The organism is Methanosarcina siciliae T4/M, assembly GCF_000970085.1.
GTDB lineage: Archaea > Halobacteriota > Methanosarcinia > Methanosarcinales > Methanosarcinaceae > Methanosarcina > Methanosarcina siciliae.
This window is the reverse complement of the sequence record NZ_CP009506.1, coordinates 3881823-3904134: the sequence shown is the minus strand read 5'-3', so window position 1 is coordinate 3904134 and position 22312 is coordinate 3881823. Positions and strand designations below refer to the sequence as shown.

Sequence of the window (22312 nt, the reverse complement as noted above, 5' to 3'; positions counted from 1 at the left end):
TGTGAACCAAAAGCTCTGATTGGATTTTTCCCCATTAACAGCTTTACCTATTAAAACCCTTTCTAATAGAAGTAATCGTTTATATAATAGAGGGTAAGGTGGAGGGCTGGTGTGCCATCTCACGGCAGCTTCGTTTTATCTGATTTTTAGAGGAAATTCAGGATCAAAGGTGTAATAAAGGTCTCAACTACAGCTGCCACGAAAAGGAGAGGCACAATCCAGCGGAAATAAAATCTCATCCCTCCTTTAAATTCTTTTTTAATTTCAGTGTGTCTGCCTATAAGGGCAGAGAAAACCTGGAGCCCTAACCTGAGCCCTATCCCGGCTGACAGGAAGACCATGGGAAGTTCCAGTATCCCGTGCGGGAGCAGAGCAAGTATGATAAAAAGTAAGCCTTTTTCCTGGGCTACGAGGTGAGAGATCACTCCTACAATATATCCATTGAAGGCTACAAACAAAACCGGAAGAACCCCGAAGGCTAACCCCAGTATAAGAAAAAGCAGGCTCAAAAAGGCATTGTTAAGAAATATTCCAAACATAATTACTATCGGAGGCATAGCCAGGAGGGGCTCTAAGCGGTTGCTGAAACTTTTCATGAGTTCGTCAGCCATATGCGGAAAATTTGCCGATGAATTATAGCCTGCAAGCAGAGCCACGAAAAATACCCCGGCCATTATAAGGAAATACGGCCATATAAAATTCAGGTAGCTGGTAAACTCGGATATTTTTGAGTTAGTTCTTTCCCCTGGCCGGGATTTTGTTTCTCTGCTGTCAGTTAAACCGAAATTTTCAACGGGAGAATATATTTTTTCTTCCCCCTCTCCCTCGGAAGTCTCTGCCCGTTCTTCTCCGTTTCTCTCTCGCAAATAATAGTCTTCCTCTTTTTCCATGTTTATCCCCCGATAAAAATTTAAATCCCTTAAATTCAGGTTCAACAAGCAACGTTTTCCTATTCCTTCCGGATTTCAGATTGCCGGCTGAAGACCTTTTTTATTTCTTTCAGATTCCAAGCATCATTCGAATTGTGTTTCGAGTTGCCGGAGAAAGCCCGAGGATCAAAATAACCATCTTAATAAGCATTTTCAGGTTTTCTGACTCTTCATCTTTCTCAAACTGGGTATCAAGTGCATAAATAACCCCTACGAAGATAATTAGCTTCAATGGGTACATAACCAATGCGGTACCTGTAAGTTCAATGAGATAAGATGGAAGAACATGTTTTTCAAAGTATCCCAGTTTCTCTATTCCTATGTATGTCGAAGAAGCATCCATCATATGGGCGAGCAGGATTGAGAGGTTCAGGGGGTCGGTAAAGATCGAGGATTTAAAGTGACGGGCAACCAGGTAAAAGACAAGGGTCAGCCCTGTCCCCGCTCCGATAACAAAGACCGGAACGTACGCAGCTACGACATTTTCGAAATGCAGCAGAGTGCCAAGGTTTAAGAAAAACCATACCAGCCCGAAGCTTGCAAACACAGGGTGATAATCCTTTACAAATCCTGCTTTCTGCAGCTTGATCGAGAGCCAGAGACAGATTATGGTTACTCCGAAAACCAGGAAGTAAATATTCGGGGTTATAAGCATATAGGACAATGGGGGGTGAAATATGTCGGAAGGGGAATCTTCAATCACGCGCAGAGAAGAACCTGCAAGTACGAAGGGCAGGATTGAGAGAATAAACTCCGGGGTTATTTTTATTTCCATCTTTTTTAGGAGCTTGAAAATCCCGAAAATACAGATCCCCAGTACTATTGCCCAGGTAAAGGTATTTACAATATTATACCCGCTATCGGTCTTTATCGGGTCCAGATAGTAAGTATTGATAAATTGTGAAATCTTATCTATAAAAATACTCATCTTATCACTCATTCAAAATGGCAATAACCTAATACGATTAATACTTAATGTACATAGCTTGATTTGCGTACAGGCTCATTTATCTGAAACAAACTTCTTTCTAAACTATGAATGTGCTGATCTCAACTGGTGAACGGTGTTCGGTTTAATCACAGATATTTCTTTGCTTTCCTGAAGCTTTGTTTCAGAAAAAGCAAATATATTATATGAATGTTATATTGAATCTATATTATATTACTACATTTTTATAATTCAGATATGTAGTTGTATTTGTTAAAGGGTAAGGGTCAACAGACCTATCAATAAAGATGGAATTGATTGAAGGATAATCAGGAAAGAAGGGTGTGAAGTAAACCTATCAGAAGCACTTCCTTCTTTATCCCTCTGGGAATTAAGTTAATGAATTAAGTTCTTTTATTAAACACACATTTGATAAGTTGTCCAGATCTTCTGCAGGTTTTATCATCTATCGATATAATACCTGATGCTTATCTGCTGGTGTTAAATACCCGGATGATTAGAGATATCTGCAGAGACAGTTGAGATGTAAATCTTCAGTAAGTAAGCCTCAATACAGGCTGGCTTAAACCTGCCTTATTAATCATGTCTATGGCTCTTTATCACAACTAAATATCACAACTAAATATCACAACTAAAAATTCATGCGGGTATGAAATTGACCATCAATAAAAACAGCGCTAAGTGGATGCAGCTTCCACGGGACGTGCTTGTCGGGCATGGAGTACTTGAGGAAATCGGAGATGTCTGCAGGGATCTGAAACTGAAAGGAAATGCGCTGATAGTTACCGGAAACACTACCCGGGACGTTGCGGGTAAAAGAGTGATCACCCTCCTGGAAAATGAAGGGAGCAGCGCAGAAATGGTGCTCACCTGCAGGGCAACCATGGAAGAAGTCGAGAAAATAATGCAAAAAGCTCTCGAAACCGGGGCGACTTTTCTTCTCGGGATCGGAAGTGGCAGATCTATTGACCTTGCAAAGCTTGCTTCCACGAGGCTTGAAATCCCCTTTATCAGTGTGCCCACGGCAGCTTCTCATGACGGCATTGCATCTTCCCGCGCCTCGATAATTGACAACGGAAAAAATGCTTCCGTACAGGCTCAGGCCCCTATTGCCGTGGTTGCGGACACCGAAATCATCTCTGCGGCTCCGTTCCGATTTCTTGCAGCCGGCTGTGGAGACATTATTTCCAATTACACAGCAGTCCTGGACTGGGAGTTTGCAAGCCGGCTCCGAAACGAGTACTTCGGGGAATACGCTGCCGCTCTCTCCCGTATGGCAGCAAGGGTGGTAATAGAAAATGCCGATTCGATAAAGCCGGAACATGAGACGTCTGCCAGGCTTGTGGTAAAAGCCCTGGTCTCAAATGGGGTTGCAATGAGCATTGCAGGCTCTTCGAGGCCGGCTTCGGGATCGGAACATATGTTCAGCCATGCCCTTGACAGGATTGCCCCAAAGCCTGCGCTGCACGGGGAACAATGCGGAGTTGGTACGATCATGATGATGTACCTGCACGGGGGAAACTGGCAGGAGATCCGGGACGCCTTAAAAAAGATCGGGGCTCCTACTAATGCAGAAGAACTGGGCATAGAAGATAAATATATAGTCGAAGCCCTTTTACATGCACACAGTATCCGCCCGGACCGATACACAATTCTCGGAAACGGGCTTACTCCCTCGGCAGCCGAAAAGGTTGCAAGAATCACAAAGGTCATAAATTGAAAAGTTGTTTTAACTCAGGCTGAAGCAAAAAATCAGCAACTGTTTGAAATATCATAAAGATAATCAATGGTATATCAGAACATTTCAGGCAGGGGTTCAGATCTAATTTCAGATCTGATAGTGTTAACGGCCCATTTGAGTTTAAATGAATTCGATTTATTCAGGATAATCCGTCTTAAGTGCCTGACTTCAGGTCTAATCTCAATACTAATTCGAAATATTTCGGGATCAGCTTTCGGAATCCCGAAAAATCAACGAATACCAGAATACGTTTAAATGGAAGAATTATTATGACAGAAAGCGATACAAAAATAACACTCATCGGATCACGGCTGGCAAGGGAAGGGCTGGAATTCATATTCAAAGGTGAAATGCCTGAATGCAAGAAATGCCGGTTGAAGAATACATGCCTTAACCTTGAACCCGGACGCAGGTATAGAGTCGAGAGAATCAAAAGTAAAGACATACATGAATGTTTCCTGCACGACAGCGGGGTACTTGCTGTGGACGTCAGCAGGGCTCCTATCCTGACAACCCTGGAATCGAGAAAAGCTGTCGAAGGGGCAAAAATTATGTATGAGCCAGCCAGATGTGGAAAGAGAGAGTGCAGCGTGTATGATATCTGCCATCCGGAAGGGCTTTTAAAGGGAGACAAATGCAAAATCGTAGAGGTCCTTGAAAGCCTTGACTCAAAATGTGAAGCCGGCAATTCCTTGAAAAAAGTGAAACTTGCCTGGTGAACATAAACAAACACCTTTTAGTAATAGTAAAACTGATTATTAATTAATAAAAAAGTATATAAGCGGTGTTATAAGTGCCTGAACATGAAATGAACCAGGTCCCCCCCTATGATTTTTATACCCAAAAGCGCTGGGAAAACTGGCTCGGACGGGCAAAGGAAAGCGGTTTTCAAATAAAAGAAACAGAAGAGGAAGCCGGGAAGGAAAGTGCTGTATTCGTCAATATGGTTGACGACGTGATCCTTGCCTGCCTGAAAGTAACCGCTCGCTTTGAAAAGTCTATGCTCTCCAAAGAAAAAGCTCTGGAAATTCTTGGGGAGATCAGGGATATCGTGCTTTCCGAGGTCGACCCTATTTCTGAAGATATCGACCTTATGATCGATTCGGTACAGACCTCTCTTATGGGAGCGCTTGTCGCCTTCGAATGCTATGTTATGGGTGATTATGAGGAAGAATCAAGTATCAACGACCTTATAAAAGCGGCAGTCGATGCCGAAGCATCGGACAACCTTGAACTTGCTCTCGATTACACTGCCCAGTGCGGCGCAATCGTGCTCAAAGGACAGAGCCTGCCTGAAGAGGCAATGGCTGAACTCCCATACGGCATTGTTGCAGAGTGGCTCGACGGGATTGACTCAATCTCGGCAGCAATGGTCGGAAGTGACAGTTATAAAGAATTTGATGAAGACGATGAGGAAGACGCCGTATAACATCTTCCTCTTAAACTTTTCTTTAAATTTTATACATATTTGAGGTTTTTAAGTATCTGAATTTCAGATATGATTTTTAAATATACAATTTGGCATGAAAGTGCCTTCAAGTACTTTCATTTTTTGGGCCTGTTATTCGAAGAGTTTCATGTTCGTTTTTTTGATTCAATACATTGTTAACGGTGGAATGATCAAAAATATAAAATCCTGCCGGAAATTCTCATTTTTCTTTATCAAACCTAGTTGCGATCTCCTTCATGATTTCAGATATTGGCAGATGTTGCGGGCAACTCTTTTCACACTTGCAGCATTCTATGCAGTCGCTTGCTTTACCGTGACCAAAGACTGCATGTTGGTAATGCACAGTGGGGTAGTTGATATCTCCATACTTCATTGTATCATTATAAATTGAGAATAGAACAGGTATCGGGATATCCTGCGGACACCCCTCGACGCAGTACCGGCATGCAGTACAGGGGACCGCGGTACTCTTGCTAATGATCTCCTTGACTTCTTCGAGGACAGTATTTTCTTCAGGGGAAATCGGTGTCAGATTATCGAAGGTCTTGATATTATCCTTCACCTGTTCAATGGTGTTCATACCGCTCAGGACTATGAAAACTCCCTCAAATCCCGCAGCAAACCGAAGTGCCCACGAAGCAGGGGAATCCTCCGGATGGATCTTATGCATAAGTTTTTCCGCCTCTTCAGGGACCGAGGCAAGCGCCCCGCCTTTAACTGGCTCCATGACGATGATCGGTTTGTTATGTTTCCTCGCAACTTCGTAGCATCTGCGTGACTGGATGCTGATGTTTTCCCAATCGATATAATTTATCTGCAATTGCACAACATCCACATCGGGATGTTCTGTTAATATTTTAACAAGAATTTCTGGTGTGTCATGAAACGAAAAACCTATATGCTTCACAACTCCCTCGTCCTTTTTCTGTCGAAGAAACTCAAAACCTCCGAGTTCTTCACATTGTTTATAGGTTCTGTTACCAAGGTTATGGAAGAGATAATAATCGAAATAGTCTACTCCGCAACGTTTCAGCTGTTCGGTGAAAATATTCTCATAGTCCTCACTTTTTTTGAGATTATAGGTCGGCATCTTATCCGCGAGACAGAATTTTTCCCTGGGATACCGTTCTACAATCGCTTTTCTACAGGCGTCTTCAGCACACTGGGAATGATATGGCCAGCCGGTCTCAAAGTAAGTATAACCCGCTTTCATGAATTCGTCAACGAGCCGATTAAAAAGATCCTGATCGATCGATTTCACATCGTCAGGACGGGTGAGTGGAAGACGCAACGTCCCGAATCCAAGTTTTTTCATACTAAAATAATCAAGAAAAAATGATTATAAATAATTTCCGTATTCTAAAAAAATAGCAATGCTTTATCTGAAAAGGTAACCGTTTTCTATTGTATAAAATTGTCCTGAATTAAAATTGCAATGGCGCGGACATATCCCGCAGCAAACTACGGTATGTCCGCGTCAGCGCTATCAACCCCCAGCATAAGATCTCGTTTTATATGCAACCGTTTTTACACTTATTCGAACAGTACTTTACATTACGTCTTTCTGAGTCAATTACAGTCCCAGAAATATACATTTCTTTGGTATGAAAGTACTTTCAATTACTTTTATTATTTGTGCCTGCTATTCGAAGAATATCATGTGTGTTTTTTTGAGGGGGTATCTGTCTCCACTTCTAATTTAATTTTCTTTGTAGCAGCTTCGAGTTTAGAGACACGGTGAAACACTACTTTAGTGTTCAGGCTTTTTCTATTATTTTTTCGTATACTTCAAGGGTTTTTGCAGCTATCGTTTCCCAGTTATATCTCTTTTTCAGGAGATCATACCCCTTTTCTCCCATCCTGTTGCGGCCGAGCCCCTCAAGTACGTAATTGAGGCCCCAGGCGATGGACGAGGGCTCTTTATGGGAAATAACACCTGTCCTGAAGTTCTCAACAAGAGCAACCGCATCGCTTGCAACCACCGGTTTTCCTGCATCCCACGCCTCAAGCACGACTATTCCGAAAGGTTCGTTTCGGCTCGGGACGCAGACAAGGTCACAGGCATTAAACCAGTCTATGACGGTGTTGTCCGGGGCATAACCAAGGAAATTGCAAGAATCTCCGATCCCCAGCCTGTTAGCCTGGTTTTCACATTGGTTCCGCATCTCCCCTTCTCCTATAAGCACAAACCGGGCATCCCGTTTCCTCAGGACTTTTGCTGCGGCTTCAACTAACAGATCCGGTCCCTTCTGGTAAGACATCCTGCCGGTAAAGAGCACCACAGGTAGGCAGGGGTGGATGCCGTAATTCTTCTTTATTGCCCCGGGGTCAACTTCTCTTCTTATTTTCCCCACGTTTATCCCATTGGGAACCTCCCAGAGCTTATAATCGGGAATTTTGTAAATATGCTTGATTTCATCTTTCAAAATCGTAGACGTAACAATTACATCTGAAGCTTCATACCCGCCAAGCCACTCCCTGTGTGAAATCTCCTTTGCTTCCCACCAGTCTCCGTGGCGGTTTCCATTGCGCCCCCACTCCGTACTGTGGAAAGTCAGGACAAAAGGCAGCCCAAACTGGGCTTTAATCCTGCAGAGGACATTTACAGGATGCCAGTCGTGCCCGTGGAGGATATCAAATTCTCCAAATTCCTCCCGCACGTTCAGGAACCGACAGTATATGGCGTCGCACATCCTGTTCATCTGTTCCACTATTCCTCCGTACCGGTCGCATTCCACTCTGTGGTAATGGACTCCTTTGATGATTTCATCACTATTATCTTTGCCTCGGGTAAAAAGGTGGATATCATGACCTTTGGCTGCAAGAGCCTCAGAGAGTTCGGATACATGGGGTGAAATCCCACCCACACGTATCGAATACAAACTTTCCCAGCTAAACATTCCTACTCGAATCTTTTTCATAGACTCACTCATTCCTTTTTGTCAAGTGAAGGACATTGCGGCTGCTAAAAGTTACAGGTATCCCCCAGCCTGTGTTGTTAAAACCTTTCAGTTTTACCTTGTATATTTTCAGATCGGTAAACTCAGGTTGCGCCTTTCTTGTTGTAATTCCTCTATCCGTTTTCCTCTAAAACCCTTCACGTACCTATTCAGAACAGGAATTCTCCAGATATGCCTGCCCACAGGACAATTTTCGCGTTAAGGATACATCTCTATACTTCCCTAACTTTATCCTTTTTAATTGTACATAAACATATCTCCGTTTTTTTCCCCATATTTTGCAGCGAAAACTTTCACTCTAGCTGTTTATTTTTCTCTCCCGGCTTCCTCTTGAGCCAGCTCATTAATATCCCCTCTCAGGTATGAAGCTGCCTTTTCAGGAGAAACCGTATTGATGTAAATTCCGGTATTCAGTTCAAACCCCGCAGCCGTGGTGATCCTGGGCATCAACCTCAGGTTCAGGTGGTACTCCGGTGTTTCAAAAAGCTGGTAGAACATGTGGTTATAGGGTAGGTTCCCGAATACTTTTCCATAACTCCTGAGGACCGTTCTCAAAATTTCCCCGAGGGCAAAAAGGAGTTCAGGACTGAAATCCCCCAGGAAACTGATATGTTCTTTTGGAAGGATCCATACTTCAAAGGGTCCTGTTGAATAGTAAGGGGCAAAAGCCACAAATTTACTATTTTCATGGATAAGGCGTGTTGAAGCTTTTTCTTTTTCAAGGAGCGTGCAGTAAGGGCATTTTTCTCCTTCCCTGATAGCCTTTAATTCCCTTTCCAGGACCTGAGGGCAAACCGGCAGGGCGAGGAGCTGGCTGTGCGGGTGGTTCTGTGAAGCGCCTGCAGCTTTTCCGGAATTTTTGAACAGGGAGACATAACGGATTTTCTCACGGGATGCGTAATAGCATACCCTGTCCTTATAGACTCTCATAAGCCCGGATATTTCAGCATCGGAGAAGTCCTCCAGTTTTTTCCCGTGTACGGGGGATTCCACTATTACCTCATGGAAACCGAATCCCGGAAAAGCTTCAAACCCTTTTCCGTGAAATTCGGGGGAAGAAGGAGCAGGAGAAAGTGCAGGATAGAGGTTCGGAAAACAGCGAAAATCCCAGTTGCGGACTCTTTTTTCTTCGGTGTCGGCAAAGATCCCATCTTTCTTATATGCTGCAGTTGCAGGAGGCGTTTTTTCCTCGTTTCCCCCACAAAACACGCAATTTTCAGAATGGCTTTTTTCGGAAGTTCCGGTTGCTCCTGCAAAGTCCGAAGGTCTTTTAGCCCTCTCTTCGGCAATTATGCAGTATTCGGGGAGAAAATAGTGCTTTCTGATTTCTGACATTTTCGGAAAACCTCTCTGCTCCTGATTTCCTCTTTTATCTGCTTCCGGAGTTCTCATTTTTTCTTTTTACAGAAGCGTGCCCCGCTTATCAGCTCATAATACTGTTCTACGGGTTTCTCCCAGCCCATGTCCTTTGCAAGGAGAAATGCTTCCCTGCAGAGAAGTCTGTATTTCACCCTGTCATCTATGAAATTTCTGGTAAAGTAACTGACTGCCAGAGCGTATTCAAGGACTGTCTCGTAGTAGGAGAGGTCTATGTTGTCTACCACTATTACTCCGCCCAGGCCCTCTACCAGGGACTCGATAGTTTTTATGGCATCACTGAAACCGCAAACCCGGCTTACTACGCTTGGGGTCCCCTCTCTTCCGGCTTCAAGCCCTGTGAGCAGGAAGGGGTCATAACGGGAAGGAAAAACTCCGGCACAGCAGCCAGCCATAAAGTCCCTTACTCCCATTCCCAGTCCCCCATCCCCGGGAGAGATAATCTGGGGATAGAGCATAGCAGCAACCGAACGTTTCCCTCTTACCATTTTCGGGAAATCAAGCTCTCTTTCCTCTATCATCTGCTGAAGCCTCAGCTCGTTTCCTACAAGCACATCTTTTGGCAGGTTTACCGGGAACCCTTCCGGAAGGTTGGTTTTAGGGCCTTCCGTAGCCACAAGGAAGCAGATTACTTTTATTCCTTCTTCCATATGCCCTTCCATGATACTGTTCCTTATTATATGTTCAAGAGCTACAAGGGAATCGAGAAGGTCGGGGTACCCTTTGTTTTCAACCTCTATGCGGGAGATTGTGAAAATGGGGATGATCTTTCCGGGCTCGATCTTTTCCCCTCCGTAATACCTGTACAGGTTTTCGGAAAGGAAACTCTGGATCTTTGCGAGGTAGAGTTCTTTTCGGCTCCAGTCTATTTTTTCGGATTCGATTGTTATCCCGTTTCTAATGACAATCCCGTTAATCCCGTAAAAAAGTCGGGCTTCCTGGCGCGTGGACTCCCCTACTGCCGTAACCATGTCTGCGTACATAGCAAGGGCTTCGAGGGATGCAAGGTTCTCAGGCACTCCCGGAGGCCACGTGCTGTCATTATTTCTCCTTTTCTGGATGGAGTTGTATCCGGCATTCCTGCCTGGAAGAGTGGCATGCAGGGTTGCGACAGAATTCGTCGGGATCCCCAGTTTTTTAAGTCTTGCAGGAGCATAAAATACCCCGAATTCATGGCAGTGCAGGGAAACCCCCGGACAGGGAATTAATTCTTTTTCCTGTTTTTTCTCTTCTGCCAGGGTTTTGGGAGCCGAACTTACAAGAAGCCGGATAAGTTCGGAGATCGAATGTGAAAGGGAAAGGTAATGGGTATATTCCGCACCGTTTGACATGCTTTCGTACTTGAGGGAATCAAGCCCCAGGAGTTCATAGGCTTCGGCTTTGACCCTGCTTTCGAGAGTCATATCTTTCCCCATATAGGTCGAACGGATTTTCCCAAAATCAGAGGTCTGGAATTGCAGGTAACCTATCCTGGTTTCTCCGACCATTTCTTCTCCTGTGAAAACTTTAATGCCTTCGTCTTCAATGGTTTTCAGGCTTTTTTTGAGTTCTCCGTCAGTGCTGAGAGGGGCAAGCCCGTTCATGTCCGTAATCCTGTTCAAGCCCCGGTTCCAGTCAGCTCCCCTGTGCCCGAAATACGGGCCCGCAACAAGGATTTCGGTATTTTCTTTTGCTTTCTTTAGTTTCCCGGAGTCAAAAAGAGCTGCAAGGGTATGTGCCTCTTCGTGAATGACGTTCCAGATCCCACCCATTTTGTTTGAGGAAGGCCCTGCCTCCTCTCCGGCAATTATAATGAAATGATTTCCCAATTCCTGAATTCCCCCTCAGGTTTTTTGACATTAGATTTCTTGTTAACTTTTTATGTCTATGGATATTAATATCTCTCAATTTATAAAGTAAACTGATGTATACGGTAAAGCTGAGATTTGTGCAACAAATATGTGTAATACATGACTATGATGTGTAATATATAACAAATATTTGGAATATGTGACATATATGTGTGAGGTAGAACATTGTATCGATATGTCTTTCAGGTCCTGGTTTTCAGACTCGGATTCATATCCGGGTTTTCAGGCCCGGGAATGAGGGCAGGCCTCTAACATTGAAGCTTTTGTTTTTGCGTAACAATTCTCCACTAGCTGCAGAGTCCCTTCAAGGTCCGTAACCTCAAACTCAAAGAGCGTAGAGAACTCCTTTACCCGGGCATCAAAGTCTTTTTCATAGGCAAGGCCTGTATTTACCCTTGTAACTCTTTTGTAGCCTGCATAGTCAAAGACGAATTTCGACATCTCAATATCATCCGGGTTCTGGCTCAGTCCGGCAGTCCGGATCATTTCCCTCCAGTTAACAGCCCACATAGGGGTCAGGAAAAAGGTCCCTACGCCGCTGCAGTTTTTCAGGGCTTCCAGGTAGCGCCCCCTGCCTCCGAGCACAGCCCCTATGCAGTCGTCCACGATTTCTCCGTTCTCTTCTTTCAGGATGCAGACCCTGCAGTCCAGGGCTTTGAAGTCCTCTTCAATTTTCCCGAGCACGTTTCCGCAGAGCCCGTAAAAGAGCAGAACCCCATCCGAGAGGGGCGCCATAAGTTCTACTTTTGAATAAACGGTTTTTTTGAGGTTTTCAGGGATTGCATGGAGGGCAAGTTCAAGCATGTATATGATCAGGGTTAAACCTTCACCTTTCCCTGCGGATTTTTCGGGAATCGCTTCAAGGGTGAGAGCAGTATGTGCAATTCCCGCTTCGGTCATCTTTCTCATGATCCCACTGCAATCTTCGTTTTCCACCACAAGCACTTTTCCAATCTCAGGGTCGTTTTCAAGAAGGTGCATTATCTCATCTTCGAACATCCTGCACCCTATTATGGTCATTACTGGCATGTAGACTCCTCTGGCATGTACGACTCTTTATTTCCCATATTTTGAAGAAAGCTGCACGGGCAGCTCCTGAGAGATTTCATGTAATCTCCGGAAGATGTTTTTAAAAATAATATGCTTTAAAAATCAGATTTTTTAAAAACCTGAAAAGATTCAACTTAATTTGCGACATTTAAATATATCCAGTTATTATTTACGTGTATCTTTATATATCTGAGCGTTAAGAAAATACACTTATCACTCAAGCCTCCGGTACATTTCAATAACTTCACTTCAGGCCTTCTAAACAATTTTCCGGTATCTTTGATCCAATCCCATTTAGAGCCAGTCCGGAAGTAGTGAAGTTTTTAAGGCCCTTTTTGGATAGAACCTTTTCAGACCCTGAGCGGATTGAGAAGCAGTTTTTGCATTAGTCTGTATGACTTTTGAGCTATTTCAGTACCGCCTTTAAATTCTATGATCTCGAACCCGAAGGTAAGCGCAAATTCTTCAATGTTTTTCTCAAAATCGGGGTCATAGGAGAGCCCTGTATCAATCTTCCCAACTTTTCTATACCCTAGTTCTCTCATGTTTTCAGGGGTGAATTCAAAATCCGGAATCGATTCATCTCCCAACCTGAAAGCTTTTTTCCAGTTACCAGCCCACATTGGGGTTAAGAAAAAGGTGTCACTGTGGCTTTTCAAAATTTCCCGGTAGCGGGAATTGCCTCCAAGGGCTGCTGCAATACAGTCTTCAAGGGGAGCCGTTTTTCCTTCGCTTCTGTCCTGAAGCAGTTTCAGGGAACACCTGAAATATGGAAAATCTTTCTGCATACGGGAAAAAGCATGCCCGCAAAGGCCATAAAAAAGGAGGACCCCGTCTGCAAACCTGGACATCAGGTTCAGGTTTGTATATGTTCTGCTTTTGAGCCTGGAAGGGTCTGTATGGAGTCCTATCTCCTGAAGCTGGACAATGACGCTGAATTCATTCCTTTGCTTCAGGTGGGTTCTTAATTCGTAAAAAGGAAGGACTACCGGATCAAGCCCCTGGGATTTAAGTTTGTGCAGGAGCCCTGTATTTTCTTCATTTTTTATGAGGTAAATCTTTTTCGCTTCAGGGTCGTTTGTAAGCACATGGACAATTTCATCTTCGAAGATCCTGCAGCCGATTATGCCCATCACTGTCATAATATAGACTTTGCCCGGGACTATTAAAGAATATCCTTATCGTGAGAGCTAATAATCCTTAGCGGAAAACGAGGCTTTTTAAATATTGAATCCGTTTCCCGGGCTTCTTTAATCTCTGGAGCGGATCTGTTTTCAGGGTTGGAACCGGAATCTGCTTTTCTTCAGCTCCAGGCCTGGTAGTAACCTTCTTTTTCCAGGACTTGTACCGGGAGGGAGAAAAGCTCCGAGAGGTTTGCGTCTGTCAGGATCTCTTCTTTCTTCCCGTCCCTGAAGATTTTCCCTTCCTTTATGAGGACCACACGGCTGATTTCGGGAATGACGTCCTGCAGGTTGTGGGTGACAAGAATCACACTTTTGCCTGAAAGCGCAATTTTCCGGACACTTTCACGGAAACCGTGAAGGGCTTTTAAGTCAAGGCTGTTTGCGGGTTCGTCCAGGATGAGCGCCTGCGGGTCGTGTACAAGAGCCCGCCCTATCAGCACTCTTCGTGCTTCTCCTGTGGAAAGCTCGCACATCAGCCTCTTTGCGAGGTGAGAAATCTCGAGGAAATCCAGAACTTCTTCTGCTCTGTTTTCCATTTCCGGAGTTACTTTGTGGTTGTAATATATGCCTATGCTGCTGAAAAACCCGGAGAGTACCACATCAAGGACCCGGATCTGGCGGCAGCAGGTCTGCTGGAGTTCTCCCGAGACTATCCCGAGAAGTTTCCTGAGCTCAAAGACGTTCCAGGTCTCTTTTCCCATGATTTCCAGTACGAGCCCGTCGGCTGCTGCAAGGGGGTGGTATTCTTTTGTTAATGTCTTTATCAGGGAGGACTTGCCGGAGCCGTTGGGCCCGATAATTGCAACATGTTCTCCGGGCTTGATAGAAAGGGATACGGAGTCAAGGATCTTTTTACTTCCCCGAGTTACCGTAACATTTTTCATTTCCAGCAGGGAGGGGGAGTTCTCCATCTCTGGTTTTTCGAATTGTTCAGCCATTAGCATCATCTTTTAGTTTGAATCCGATTTTCAGCCATCAGTTTATTCATAAATCAGTTAATTCATAATCTTCATCAAGGCTCTCACTTTGGGATTCCACTGGATTTCTTTTGCTGGTTCCCTTTTAATGTGATCACCTTTGATGAAATTATCTTTTGTCAGAGTTTTTCTCTTTGTTGAAATTCCCCTTTTTAAATCTTTTCCATACTTACAGAACACTTCTTTATTTTATTAAAAACAAATTCAAATTTATTCAAAAACCCCATCTATTAATTATACTGGTCATAAGTTCGAAATACTCTTCTATATATGCTTATAATCCACTTCAGGAACCTTTAAAATCTCTTTTTTTATTTTATTCCTGAAAAAATTCTGTTAAATATATATTTTATTGTTTTTCATCTTATTTATGCTCATTTAAATCTTTATTTCGCGTTCAGTAGCTCATACACACTTTAAATATTCTTAAAATCAATTGCAGGCTCCTTACTAAAATTTGTGAATCTCTACCTTAGTTTCTTACGCTTATATAATCTCATAAAATAAAGTCGCTTTTAATTAAAAACAAAGAAGTAATAAGAGGGGGTTTTTTCTTGGAAGTGGGCTATGTTCGGAGTTCTTTAGGGTCTTATTTGTACGATATCCGTTTTATCATCCTTTTCTATGTGATAGGGGACTGGGCTTCTACGTTTTATGCACTGCCTTTCGGCACAGAGTATAATCCTGTTCCTGCCATGATTCTGGAAAAGTATGGAATTTATCATCTTTTGCTTATAAAAATTGCATTCATCGTTTTGCTGTTTTACGTAGCTCCGGTGATAAAAACTTCAAAGGGACGCTGGACTCTCACAAAACACATCATAGAATCCGTGGGCATCTTTGTAACCGCAAATAACCTTATGGTAGTCTGGTACGGAATAAGCCTTGTAGAGACTCTGGGGCTGGTCTGAGTTTCTACAGATCCCCCTCATCCGTTTTTTGTTTCCTCTCTTTTATTTTCTTCTCGCAGCTTGGTCAAGGTTCCAATTTTGCTTCTGCCCTGCTTCTGCCCTGCTTCAATCTGCTGCTGGCCTGTTATGGCATTTTATATGGTTTTCGCGTATACGAAACAATCGTAGTACTCTTTTCTTATCCTGTGGATTTTTTTTGCCACGCCTTCTTTTTCGTACCCGCACTTCAGGGCGACCTTTTCACTTGCGGGGTTTCGAATATCCATCAGGATGGTAATCCTCTCCAGCTTCAGTTCGCCAAAACCGATTTTTTCAAGCTGCTTTACAGCTTCGGTTGCAATCCCATTCCCGCAATAATCCTTATCCACAAGATATCCGATTTCTCCTGTCCACGGCCTGTGCTGGTCAATCCTGATCCCGCAGGCTCCTACGAGTTTTCCGTCAAAAAGAATCGAATAGTTGTGTTCAAAATTGGTTTTCCTTTTTACCTCGTTCAGATTCAGGAAGCGTTTTTCGTCCTCAAGGGTCTCTACCGGAACTTCTATGTATTCATAGTCCATTTGTGTCAAGATTTCAAGAAAACGTTCGGCATCTGAAAGTTTCTGAGGGCGAATCTTTACGTGAGGCATGATGGAAAATAAGCTTTCCCCATGAAAAATGTTTTTGATGCCTACCTGCTGCTGCCCTGATTTTTCGTTTTGAATAACAAGCTATAATAACACACAAGCTATAATAACACCTTTGATTTAATAAAGAACTGTGCAAACCGATATCGTATCCAGGGTCAGGAAGGAATTAATCGAAAACGTTGACGAAAAGACGAAAAACAGCTATTCCCGCTTTTTTAAAGAGGAAGTGAAATGCCACGGGGTCAGGGCGGCTGCTGTCAGAAAAATCACAAAGGACTATTTTAAGGAGCTGAAATCGGCAGGCATGGCGGACAAGGAAAACATATTTGCCCTCGGGGAAGCTCTCCTGCAGTCGGACTACTGCGAGGAAGCCTTTGTCGCCTTCGAGTGGGCATATATGGTAAGAGCCGAATATACCGAAGCCGATTTCTTTGTTTTTGAACGCTGGGTCGAAAATTATGTCAACAACTGGGCGAAATGCGACACCCTCTGCAACCACGCGGTTGGCTCTTTTATCGAAAAATTCCCCTCCTACATTGAAAACCTCACGCTCTGGGCGCAGTCGGACAACCGCTGGCTCAGGCGGGCGTCTGCCGTAACCCTCATCCTGCCTGCAAGAAAAGGTCTTTTCCTGCCAGAAATCTTCGAAATCGCAGACCTACTCCTCACTGATAAAGACGACCTGGTCCGGAAAGGCTACGGCTGGATGTTAAAAGAAGCCAGCAAACCCCACCTGCAGGAAGTCTTCGCCTACGTCATGAAAAACAAAAAAGAAATGCCCAGGACCTCCCTCAGGTACGCAATCGAAAAGTTCCCTCCGGACCTCAGGGCCAAGGCTATGGAAAAATAAGCTTGAAATCCGAGTTTTTGAATAATAAATAATTGAGATACAGGGTTTGCAGAAAAGAGGATTGCAGAACCGAAAAGACGATTTAAATTTGCAGAAAAGAGGGTTGGAGGAAGAGGGAGAGGGTGTTTTCTCGATGCGGTACCCCCATACTACATATTCGAGCCCCTTCTCCCCCATATTCCCTTTGTTTTATTCCCATATATTTTACCTGCAGGCTGGCATGCAGGCAGGTTCATTATGCAAGTTTTGTCTGTCTGCCAATTACCTCAATGTCTTCACAAGTATTTTTTTCTATTTACCCATCAATGATAACAATTTAATATTTCAGAAGTTTTGATGGGAAAGTTTCCCAGCCTTTTCTTCTTCAAGGTTTCTCAGGATAGCGTAACCTGGTGATAACTTCCTATTCTTATTTATTGAGATATGTTGTGAAGATGTTATTTTGTTAAAATGTGAATTTGTGGAAGTGTGAAGATGTGAAGATTTGAGACATTAGGGGAGGGGGGACCGGGAAAGGCTTTGTCTTCTCAACTTCCCCAAGGCTTTCTGATTTTATTCTTAACTTTCATCCCGGCAGTTAAATAGAGGCAATTTTTCCTGCATCGGTTATTATGTACCCGTTGTCCCCGTCTGCAATATACCCCATGTTTTTCAGTTCCCTGAGGTGGTTGTAAGTCATTCCTTTAGAAATCCCTGCAGTTGCCGCAATCTTAGTAACTGCAGAATTCCCTTTCTGGATCTCTTCAAGTATCAATTTCTTGGTTTCCGAGAAACGTGAATATTGGTGACGTTTTATATTGATTATTGATGCAATAAAATTTCGTAAAAGCACGGCTCTACAGAAATCTATTAAATAACAAATTTTGGTAAATAACAAATTTTGGTCTTGTCCATGAGTTATTGATAAATCTGAAAAAAACAAGCACACTACCTATGTTTGAGTAAATACGTGGAGAGAGTCTTATGCTTGCGATTTTCAATGACTCCTCCCACTACCCAAATTTTCATTAAATTTTAAATGAATGGTTTGATATGCTTTTGCTTATCAAATCTTATACTCTAACAGTTGATTTTGATATCTTTTCTACAAAGACAAAAGAACCTATGAATATAAATAGATTGGATAGTTATATCAAATAAACTTAGATCCATTAAAACAAGGATTGAAATATGTAAAAAATATGTGTAGTTAGCATTAATCATGCATTACTACTCGTAATCCATTAAAACAAGGATTATTTGTTTGAGCCTATCCCAAAAGCTCATTTAATCTAATTATTGCTGCTACCATTACAACTCCTAAATATGATGTCTCTTTAATTTCATATCTTGGAAATACTTTCTTGCATGACTCTATCCAGCTAAAGAACCTTTCTACTATGCTTTTCTTTTTGTATTCTTCCTGATCTACCTTTATTGGTCTTCCTATCTTCTTTTTCTTCCGATTTCTTTTATTTACTGGTATATTGGACTTTATTCCTCTTCTCCTGTTATATTTTCTAATTTTAGCTGTATCATACATTGCATCAGCTGTTACTTTGGAAGGCCTGTTAACAGGCCTTCCTATAGGTCTCTTTATATTGAAATTTTTAAGTGTCGGTATATAAAGTGTAGAATCATTCTTATTTGCAGGAACAATAATAATCGAAAGAGGTAGACCTTGTAAATCTACTAAAACGCTTATTTTTATTCCTTTTATTTTTTTGTGACCATCGTAGCCGATATTCCCCCTTTTTTAGCCGGAACATCCTTTGTATCAGTAAAGCATTGAGAAAGATCTATTTTATTCAAATCGTAACCTTTGTTCAAAAGTTCATTGAAAATCTTCTGATAGATACCATGTTCACACAGATATAGATGAAATCTATGAACTGTTGACTTTGATCCATATCTCTTGGGAACGTCTTTCCACGTACAACCGGTCATAACAACGTAAAAAATACCATTCATTAACTTCCTCATATTTGCACGCGGCCTTCCTGTAAGTGGTTTCTGTGGAGGAAGATAAGGTTCTATGGAGTTCCATAGAACATCATCGATTTCACGAAATGACATAAAAGTAAATTTATAATTTCAACATAATATTACTTTTGGGATAGGCTCTTTGTTAAACAAACAATCTTATTTCTTAATTAATATATTTCTTTGCATAGTTTTTTATATAAGCTCTCATAATTATTTTCATATAGTTTCATGTTTAATGTAAAAAATATATGTTGTTATAGGTGATGCTTATAGTAGAAACCACTCAAATAATTGAAGAATATGATCTTGAACAAAAAAATAAAGAACTAAAAGATCCTTTACCTTCCCTATTTGAAAATCTTGCAAGAAATGAAACACATGAACATATATTCTGCTTCAAGTTGACTTCTACCAATGAAAAAAGGTATTCAAAAGATATAGTTTCAAGAGATTTTTACAAGGAAACCTCATATAGTCCAGATATTCCTCCCGGTGGGAAAGTTACAGAAACCAAAAAAACTGTAACATTTATAGATTTGGTTGTAAATAGACAAATATATGTCTTTCTTAGTACTCTACTTTATGTAGTTATTTGCACTATTACCCATTATTTTATGTAATAAATATGCACACATGATGTGAATCATATGATCGAAGCGATGAAAGAAATTGGTGAATATGCGCTTGAAAAAGAAAACAAGGATTTAAACGATTTTGTGTCAATTCTAGTTGAAAATCCTGCAAGTAATGAAACTTATAAACACGTGTTTTGCATTAAGTTTGTTTCTTGCCAAGATAGTTTTGAGTTTAAAGAAATTGAGCATCAGGAGTATTCTAAAGAGAAAATTGTAAAATATCTCTATAAAAGAGGGTCCTCTAACGGTCCGGACATTACTCCTACTGCACGAGTCACAGAAATCAAAAAAACGTTTTCTAACAAGATTATAGGCTGGTTTTCAAAGCCCTTGAAAAAAGCAAAACCTATATTAGAGGGTGAAGAAGTCCAATTTTTGGAGCTTCTTGGAAAATGTATAAAAGAAAATGAAGAGAAAATAATCTCAGACCTTGAACCTAAAGTTAACTCTATCGATGCAAAGGAAAATTCGATATTAACCTTAGTTCTTGAAGAAAATGATTTAACCAGATATGTAGGAGATTTTGAAGTATTTCGTAAGATCCTTAAAAACAATGGGGCTTCCAAGTTTTATAGTAAATATGATATTATCTCTAAAGCCGATGATAAAGTATGTTCGATTTGCAAAACACATAAAGAAGTTTATGGTTTCGTTACCCCTTATGAATTCTATACCGTAGATAAGCGGGGATTTGTTAGCGGAGGATTTGACCAGAGTAAGGCATGGAGAAACAATCCCGTTTGCCTTGAATGTGCCTTGAAAATTACAGCGGGAAAAGAATATATCGAAAAATACATGTCTTTTGGTTTTTACGGATTCAATTTCCTCCTTATCCCTAAGCTACTTAATAATAGCACTAATGAGGATCTTTTCGATACTTTTGAGAAATTTAATGAAAAAAAATTTACATTTAATAAAGAATATAAAAGATTTTTAACAGCTAATGAAAACGATATCCTTGACATTCTAAGTGAAGAGGATGATTATCTTAATTTTAATTTCCAATTTTATGAAAAGTCCAATTCTGCATATAGAATTCTTTTGTATATCGAGGATATTCTTCCTTCAAGGTTAAGAGAGCTTTTCAAATCCAAAGAAATCGTTGACAAAAAGAAAATATTCAGTAACTATTTTTCTAATGATACCGAAGTAAAATCCATCCAATTTACATTAGGTAATGTAAGATGGTTCTTCCCAAATACTCTAGATGACCCTGATTTAAACAAGTACTTTTTAGAAGTCACAAACGGGATCTTTACAGGAACATCAATTGATTATGGTTTTCTGTTAAAGTATATTATGCGGCGTATTCGAAAAGATTTCAAAAATGAAAATCCAATAAGGTATTCTCTATTTTTAGGATTCCAAATGTTAGACTTTTTAAGTAATTTATGTTTGCTTGGAAATTATACAGGAGGTAATTGTGTGAATTCTACGAATTTATCGACGTTATTAGGGGACATGGCACCAAAGGAAAACAATGGTTATGAGGAGCGAGCAAATGTTGTCTTTTCGGAATTTGAACATTTTTTCAATACCGATGCAAAGAAGGCTATTTTTTTAGAAGGCACACTTGTTCAGTATTTACTAAATATTCAAAAATTTCAGCGTGGAAGCGCTCCTTTCAGAACTAAACTTCGAGGCCTGAATCTTGATGAGCGTTATATAAAAAGAATCTTCCCTGAAACCATAAATAAACTAGAAGAATATGATGCTAATTATTATAAAGAACTTGAATCTCTGATCTCAAAATACATGATTCAGTCTGGCAATAATTGGAAAATGTCAAACGATGAAATCAGTTTTTATTTTGTTCTTGGTATGAATCTATCAAACCTTTTAAAGTCACCTAAACCTGAAAAGGAGATTAAAAATGACTGAAGTAGACAGAAGATCTGAAATTGTATTTTTGTATGATATAAAAGATGGAAATCCAAACGGAGATCCGCTTGATGAAAATAAACCACGTATTGATGAAGAAACAGGAATAAACCTTGTAACAGATGTCAGGCTTAAGAGAACAATACGTGATCATCTCTACAAGTTTAGAGGTAAGGAAATTTTTGTTAGGGAAATCTCAGCTGAAAACGGTTCTATTCAGGATGCAAAAATGAGGGCAAGAGATTTTTTGACAATTGACGAGCCCCTTGATTCATTCGAAACTGGTAAAAACGCCATTAATGAGAAACTTCTGGCTGATTGCATTGACGTTCGTTTATTTGGAGGAACTGTTCCACTTGAACTTAAAGTCAAAAAGGGAAAAAATGAAACCGGGTCAATAACCCATACTGGTCCTGTACAGTTTAAGATAGGCAGATCAATGCATAAGGTCTTCATGAAACATTTTCGCGGAACAGGAGCTTTTGCTTCAAAGGGAGGAGCCAGTCAAAAAACGTTCCGTGAAGAGGATTTCTTACCTTATTCTTTGATAAGTTTTTACGGAATTATTAATGAAAATGCGGCTAAGGATACGAAACTTTCAGAGGAAGATATAGATCTGCTTCTTGATGGAATGTGGAATGGAACTAAGAACCTTATTTCTAGGTCAAAAGTCGGTCAGGTTCCTCGCCTCCTGTTCAAGGTAAATTACAAAGAAGGAAATTATCACATTGGGGATCTGAACAACCTTTTCAGTCTTAAGTCTGATTTGATAGATGAAGAGATTCGGGATATCTCACAGGTAAAGATTGAGGTACAGAGGCTGATTGATGTATTGGGTAAGAACAAAGATAAAATTGGAAATGCCCAGATTTGCTCGGATGGATCAATCACGTTTACATATGACGGGGAAGAGATTGACTTTGAAAAAAGCCTTGCGGAAGCCGGGATTAATACTGAAATACTAACAATGTGAG

The 22312-nt window shown here is 41.3% G+C and carries 21 protein-coding genes; 8 read left to right on the top strand and 13 right to left on the bottom strand.

Going from position 1 to position 22312, the window contains the following annotated elements:
* Positions 1 to 146: 146 nt before the first annotated feature.
* Positions 147 to 890, bottom strand: a complete 744-nt coding sequence (locus MSSIT_RS16335) for a stage II sporulation protein M (RefSeq protein WP_048173601.1) — start codon at positions 888 to 890, stop codon at positions 147 to 149.
* A gap of 109 nt (positions 891 to 999) precedes the next feature.
* Positions 1000 to 1857, bottom strand: coding sequence for a DUF63 family protein (locus MSSIT_RS16330; protein ID WP_048173600.1), 858 nt, complete (start codon positions 1855 to 1857; stop codon positions 1000 to 1002).
* A 670-nt stretch (positions 1858 to 2527) separates the two neighbouring features.
* On the opposite strand from MSSIT_RS16330, the gene MSSIT_RS16325 reads away from it, so the two are divergent.
* The 3 genes from MSSIT_RS16325 to MSSIT_RS16315 all read left to right on the top strand — a co-directional run bounded on the left by MSSIT_RS16325 (position 2528) and on the right by MSSIT_RS16315 (position 5048).
* The gene (locus MSSIT_RS16325) at positions 2528 to 3598 is read left to right on the top strand and encodes an NAD(P)-dependent glycerol-1-phosphate dehydrogenase (protein ID WP_048173599.1); all 1071 of its coding nucleotides are present in this window, start codon (positions 2528 to 2530) and stop codon (positions 3596 to 3598) included.
* A gap of 290 nt (positions 3599 to 3888) precedes the next feature.
* Positions 3889 to 4338, top strand: a complete 450-nt coding sequence (locus tag MSSIT_RS16320; protein ID WP_048173598.1) for a UPF0179 family protein — start codon at positions 3889 to 3891, stop codon at positions 4336 to 4338.
* A 74-nt stretch (positions 4339 to 4412) separates the two neighbouring features.
* Positions 4413 to 5048 carry a DUF2150 family protein gene (locus MSSIT_RS16315; protein WP_048173597.1) on the top strand — a complete coding sequence of 212 codons (636 nt, stop codon included), beginning with the start codon at positions 4413 to 4415 and terminating at the stop codon, positions 5046 to 5048.
* A gap of 220 nt (positions 5049 to 5268) precedes the next feature.
* On the opposite strand, the gene MSSIT_RS16310 is transcribed toward MSSIT_RS16315, so the two are convergent.
* From MSSIT_RS16310 to MSSIT_RS16280, 7 genes are all read right to left on the bottom strand, one after another.
* On the bottom strand, positions 5269 to 6384 hold the full coding sequence (locus MSSIT_RS16310; protein WP_048173596.1) for an aldo/keto reductase: 1116 nt from the start codon (positions 6382 to 6384) through the stop codon (positions 5269 to 5271).
* A gap of 442 nt (positions 6385 to 6826) precedes the next feature.
* Positions 6827 to 7990 carry a glycosyltransferase family 4 protein gene (locus tag MSSIT_RS16305; RefSeq protein ID WP_048173595.1) on the bottom strand — a complete coding sequence of 388 codons (1164 nt, stop codon included), beginning with the start codon at positions 7988 to 7990 and terminating at the stop codon, positions 6827 to 6829.
* 345 nt (positions 7991 to 8335) lie between these two features.
* Positions 8336 to 9364 carry a galactose-1-phosphate uridylyltransferase gene (locus MSSIT_RS16300; protein WP_048174979.1) on the bottom strand — a complete coding sequence of 343 codons (1029 nt, stop codon included), beginning with the start codon at positions 9362 to 9364 and terminating at the stop codon, positions 8336 to 8338.
* Between the two features lie 53 nt (positions 9365 to 9417).
* Entirely contained in the window at positions 9418 to 11214 is a 1797-nt protein-coding gene (locus MSSIT_RS16295; RefSeq protein WP_082089048.1) for a glycosyltransferase family 4 protein, read from the bottom strand.
* Positions 11215 to 11478: 264 nt separating this feature from the next.
* Positions 11479 to 12285, bottom strand: coding sequence for a DUF1638 domain-containing protein (locus tag MSSIT_RS16290; RefSeq protein ID WP_048173594.1), 807 nt, complete (start codon positions 12283 to 12285; stop codon positions 11479 to 11481).
* A gap of 371 nt (positions 12286 to 12656) precedes the next feature.
* The gene (locus MSSIT_RS16285) at positions 12657 to 13448 is read right to left on the bottom strand and encodes a DUF1638 domain-containing protein (RefSeq protein ID WP_048173593.1); all 792 of its coding nucleotides are present in this window, start codon (positions 13446 to 13448) and stop codon (positions 12657 to 12659) included.
* Between the two features lie 161 nt (positions 13449 to 13609).
* Positions 13610 to 14434, bottom strand: coding sequence for an ABC transporter ATP-binding protein (locus tag MSSIT_RS16280; protein WP_148706272.1), 825 nt, complete (start codon positions 14432 to 14434; stop codon positions 13610 to 13612).
* A 593-nt stretch (positions 14435 to 15027) separates the two neighbouring features.
* On the opposite strand from MSSIT_RS16280, the gene MSSIT_RS16275 reads away from it, so the two are divergent.
* The gene (locus MSSIT_RS16275; protein ID WP_231590562.1) at positions 15028 to 15378 is read left to right on the top strand and encodes a hypothetical protein; all 351 of its coding nucleotides are present in this window, start codon (positions 15028 to 15030) and stop codon (positions 15376 to 15378) included.
* Positions 15379 to 15512: 134 nt separating this feature from the next.
* Here MSSIT_RS16275 and MSSIT_RS16270 read toward each other — a convergent pair whose 3' ends face one another.
* Positions 15513 to 16007, bottom strand: a complete 495-nt coding sequence (locus MSSIT_RS16270; protein WP_048173590.1) for a GNAT family N-acetyltransferase — start codon at positions 16005 to 16007, stop codon at positions 15513 to 15515.
* Between the two features lie 130 nt (positions 16008 to 16137).
* Here MSSIT_RS16270 and MSSIT_RS16265 point away from each other — a divergent pair, with 130 nt between their 5' ends.
* Positions 16138 to 16857 carry a DNA alkylation repair protein gene (locus MSSIT_RS16265; RefSeq protein ID WP_048173589.1) on the top strand — a complete coding sequence of 240 codons (720 nt, stop codon included), beginning with the start codon at positions 16138 to 16140 and terminating at the stop codon, positions 16855 to 16857.
* 577 nt (positions 16858 to 17434) lie between these two features.
* Here the strand turns inward: MSSIT_RS16265 and MSSIT_RS22530 are convergent.
* The 3 genes from MSSIT_RS22530 to MSSIT_RS16255 all read right to left on the bottom strand — a co-directional run bounded on the left by MSSIT_RS22530 (position 17435) and on the right by MSSIT_RS16255 (position 18912).
* The gene (locus MSSIT_RS22530; RefSeq protein WP_269430793.1) at positions 17435 to 17689 is read right to left on the bottom strand and encodes a winged helix-turn-helix domain-containing protein; all 255 of its coding nucleotides are present in this window, start codon (positions 17687 to 17689) and stop codon (positions 17435 to 17437) included.
* A gap of 417 nt (positions 17690 to 18106) precedes the next feature.
* Positions 18107 to 18541, bottom strand: coding sequence for an IS5/IS1182 family transposase (locus tag MSSIT_RS16260; protein WP_048169740.1), 435 nt, complete (start codon positions 18539 to 18541; stop codon positions 18107 to 18109).
* Between the two features lie 11 nt (positions 18542 to 18552).
* Entirely contained in the window at positions 18553 to 18912 is a 360-nt protein-coding gene (locus tag MSSIT_RS16255; protein ID WP_052721650.1) for a transposase, read from the bottom strand.
* A gap of 170 nt (positions 18913 to 19082) precedes the next feature.
* Here MSSIT_RS16255 and MSSIT_RS16250 point away from each other — a divergent pair, with 170 nt between their 5' ends.
* The 3 genes from MSSIT_RS16250 to cas7b are packed head-to-tail and all read left to right on the top strand — an operon-like array spanning position 19083 to position 22311.
* Complete coding sequence (locus MSSIT_RS16250; protein WP_197082076.1) at positions 19083 to 19442, top strand: hypothetical protein; 360 nt, start codon at positions 19083 to 19085, stop codon at positions 19440 to 19442.
* 27 nt (positions 19443 to 19469) lie between these two features.
* Positions 19470 to 21338 (top strand): TIGR02556 family CRISPR-associated protein, encoded by a 1869-nt coding sequence (locus tag MSSIT_RS16245; RefSeq protein WP_048173587.1) that lies wholly within the window; start codon positions 19470 to 19472, stop codon positions 21336 to 21338.
* A complete protein-coding gene (gene cas7b / locus MSSIT_RS16240) occupies positions 21331 to 22311 on the top strand; it encodes a type I-B CRISPR-associated protein Cas7/Csh2 (protein WP_048173586.1) in 981 nt (326 codons plus the stop codon). Before MSSIT_RS16245 ends, cas7b begins: the two co-directional genes overlap by 8 nt.
* Position 22312: the final 1 nt, after the last annotated feature.

Coding starts and splice junctions, on each gene's coding strand:
- MSSIT_RS16310 (WP_048173596.1), bottom strand. CDS start 6,384: ATGAAAAAACTTGGATTCGGGACGTTGCGTCTTCCACTCACCCGTCCT.
- MSSIT_RS16335 (WP_048173601.1), bottom strand. CDS start 890: ATGGAAAAAGAGGAAGACTATTATTTGCGAGAGAGAAACGGAGAAGAA.
- MSSIT_RS16320 (WP_048173598.1), top strand. CDS start 3,889: ATGACAGAAAGCGATACAAAAATAACACTCATCGGATCACGGCTGGCA.
- MSSIT_RS16270 (WP_048173590.1), bottom strand. CDS start 16,007: ATGCCTCACGTAAAGATTCGCCCTCAGAAACTTTCAGATGCCGAACGT.
- MSSIT_RS16245 (WP_048173587.1), top strand. CDS start 19,470: ATGATCGAAGCGATGAAAGAAATTGGTGAATATGCGCTTGAAAAAGAA.
- MSSIT_RS16330 (WP_048173600.1), bottom strand. CDS start 1,857: ATGAGTATTTTTATAGATAAGATTTCACAATTTATCAATACTTACTAT.
- MSSIT_RS16300 (WP_048174979.1), bottom strand. CDS start 9,364: ATGTCAGAAATCAGAAAGCACTATTTTCTCCCCGAATACTGCATAATT.
- MSSIT_RS16305 (WP_048173595.1), bottom strand. CDS start 7,990: ATGAAAAAGATTCGAGTAGGAATGTTTAGCTGGGAAAGTTTGTATTCG.
- cas7b (WP_048173586.1), top strand. CDS start 21,331: ATGACTGAAGTAGACAGAAGATCTGAAATTGTATTTTTGTATGATATA.
- MSSIT_RS16280 (WP_148706272.1), bottom strand. CDS start 14,434: ATGCTAATGGCTGAACAATTCGAAAAACCAGAGATGGAGAACTCCCCC.
- MSSIT_RS16325 (WP_048173599.1), top strand. CDS start 2,528: ATGAAATTGACCATCAATAAAAACAGCGCTAAGTGGATGCAGCTTCCA.
- MSSIT_RS16255 (WP_052721650.1), bottom strand. CDS start 18,912: ATGTCATTTCGTGAAATCGATGATGTTCTATGGAACTCCATAGAACCT.
- MSSIT_RS16285 (WP_048173593.1), bottom strand. CDS start 13,448: ATGACAGTGATGGGCATAATCGGCTGCAGGATCTTCGAAGATGAAATT.
- MSSIT_RS16290 (WP_048173594.1), bottom strand. CDS start 12,285: ATGCCAGTAATGACCATAATAGGGTGCAGGATGTTCGAAGATGAGATA.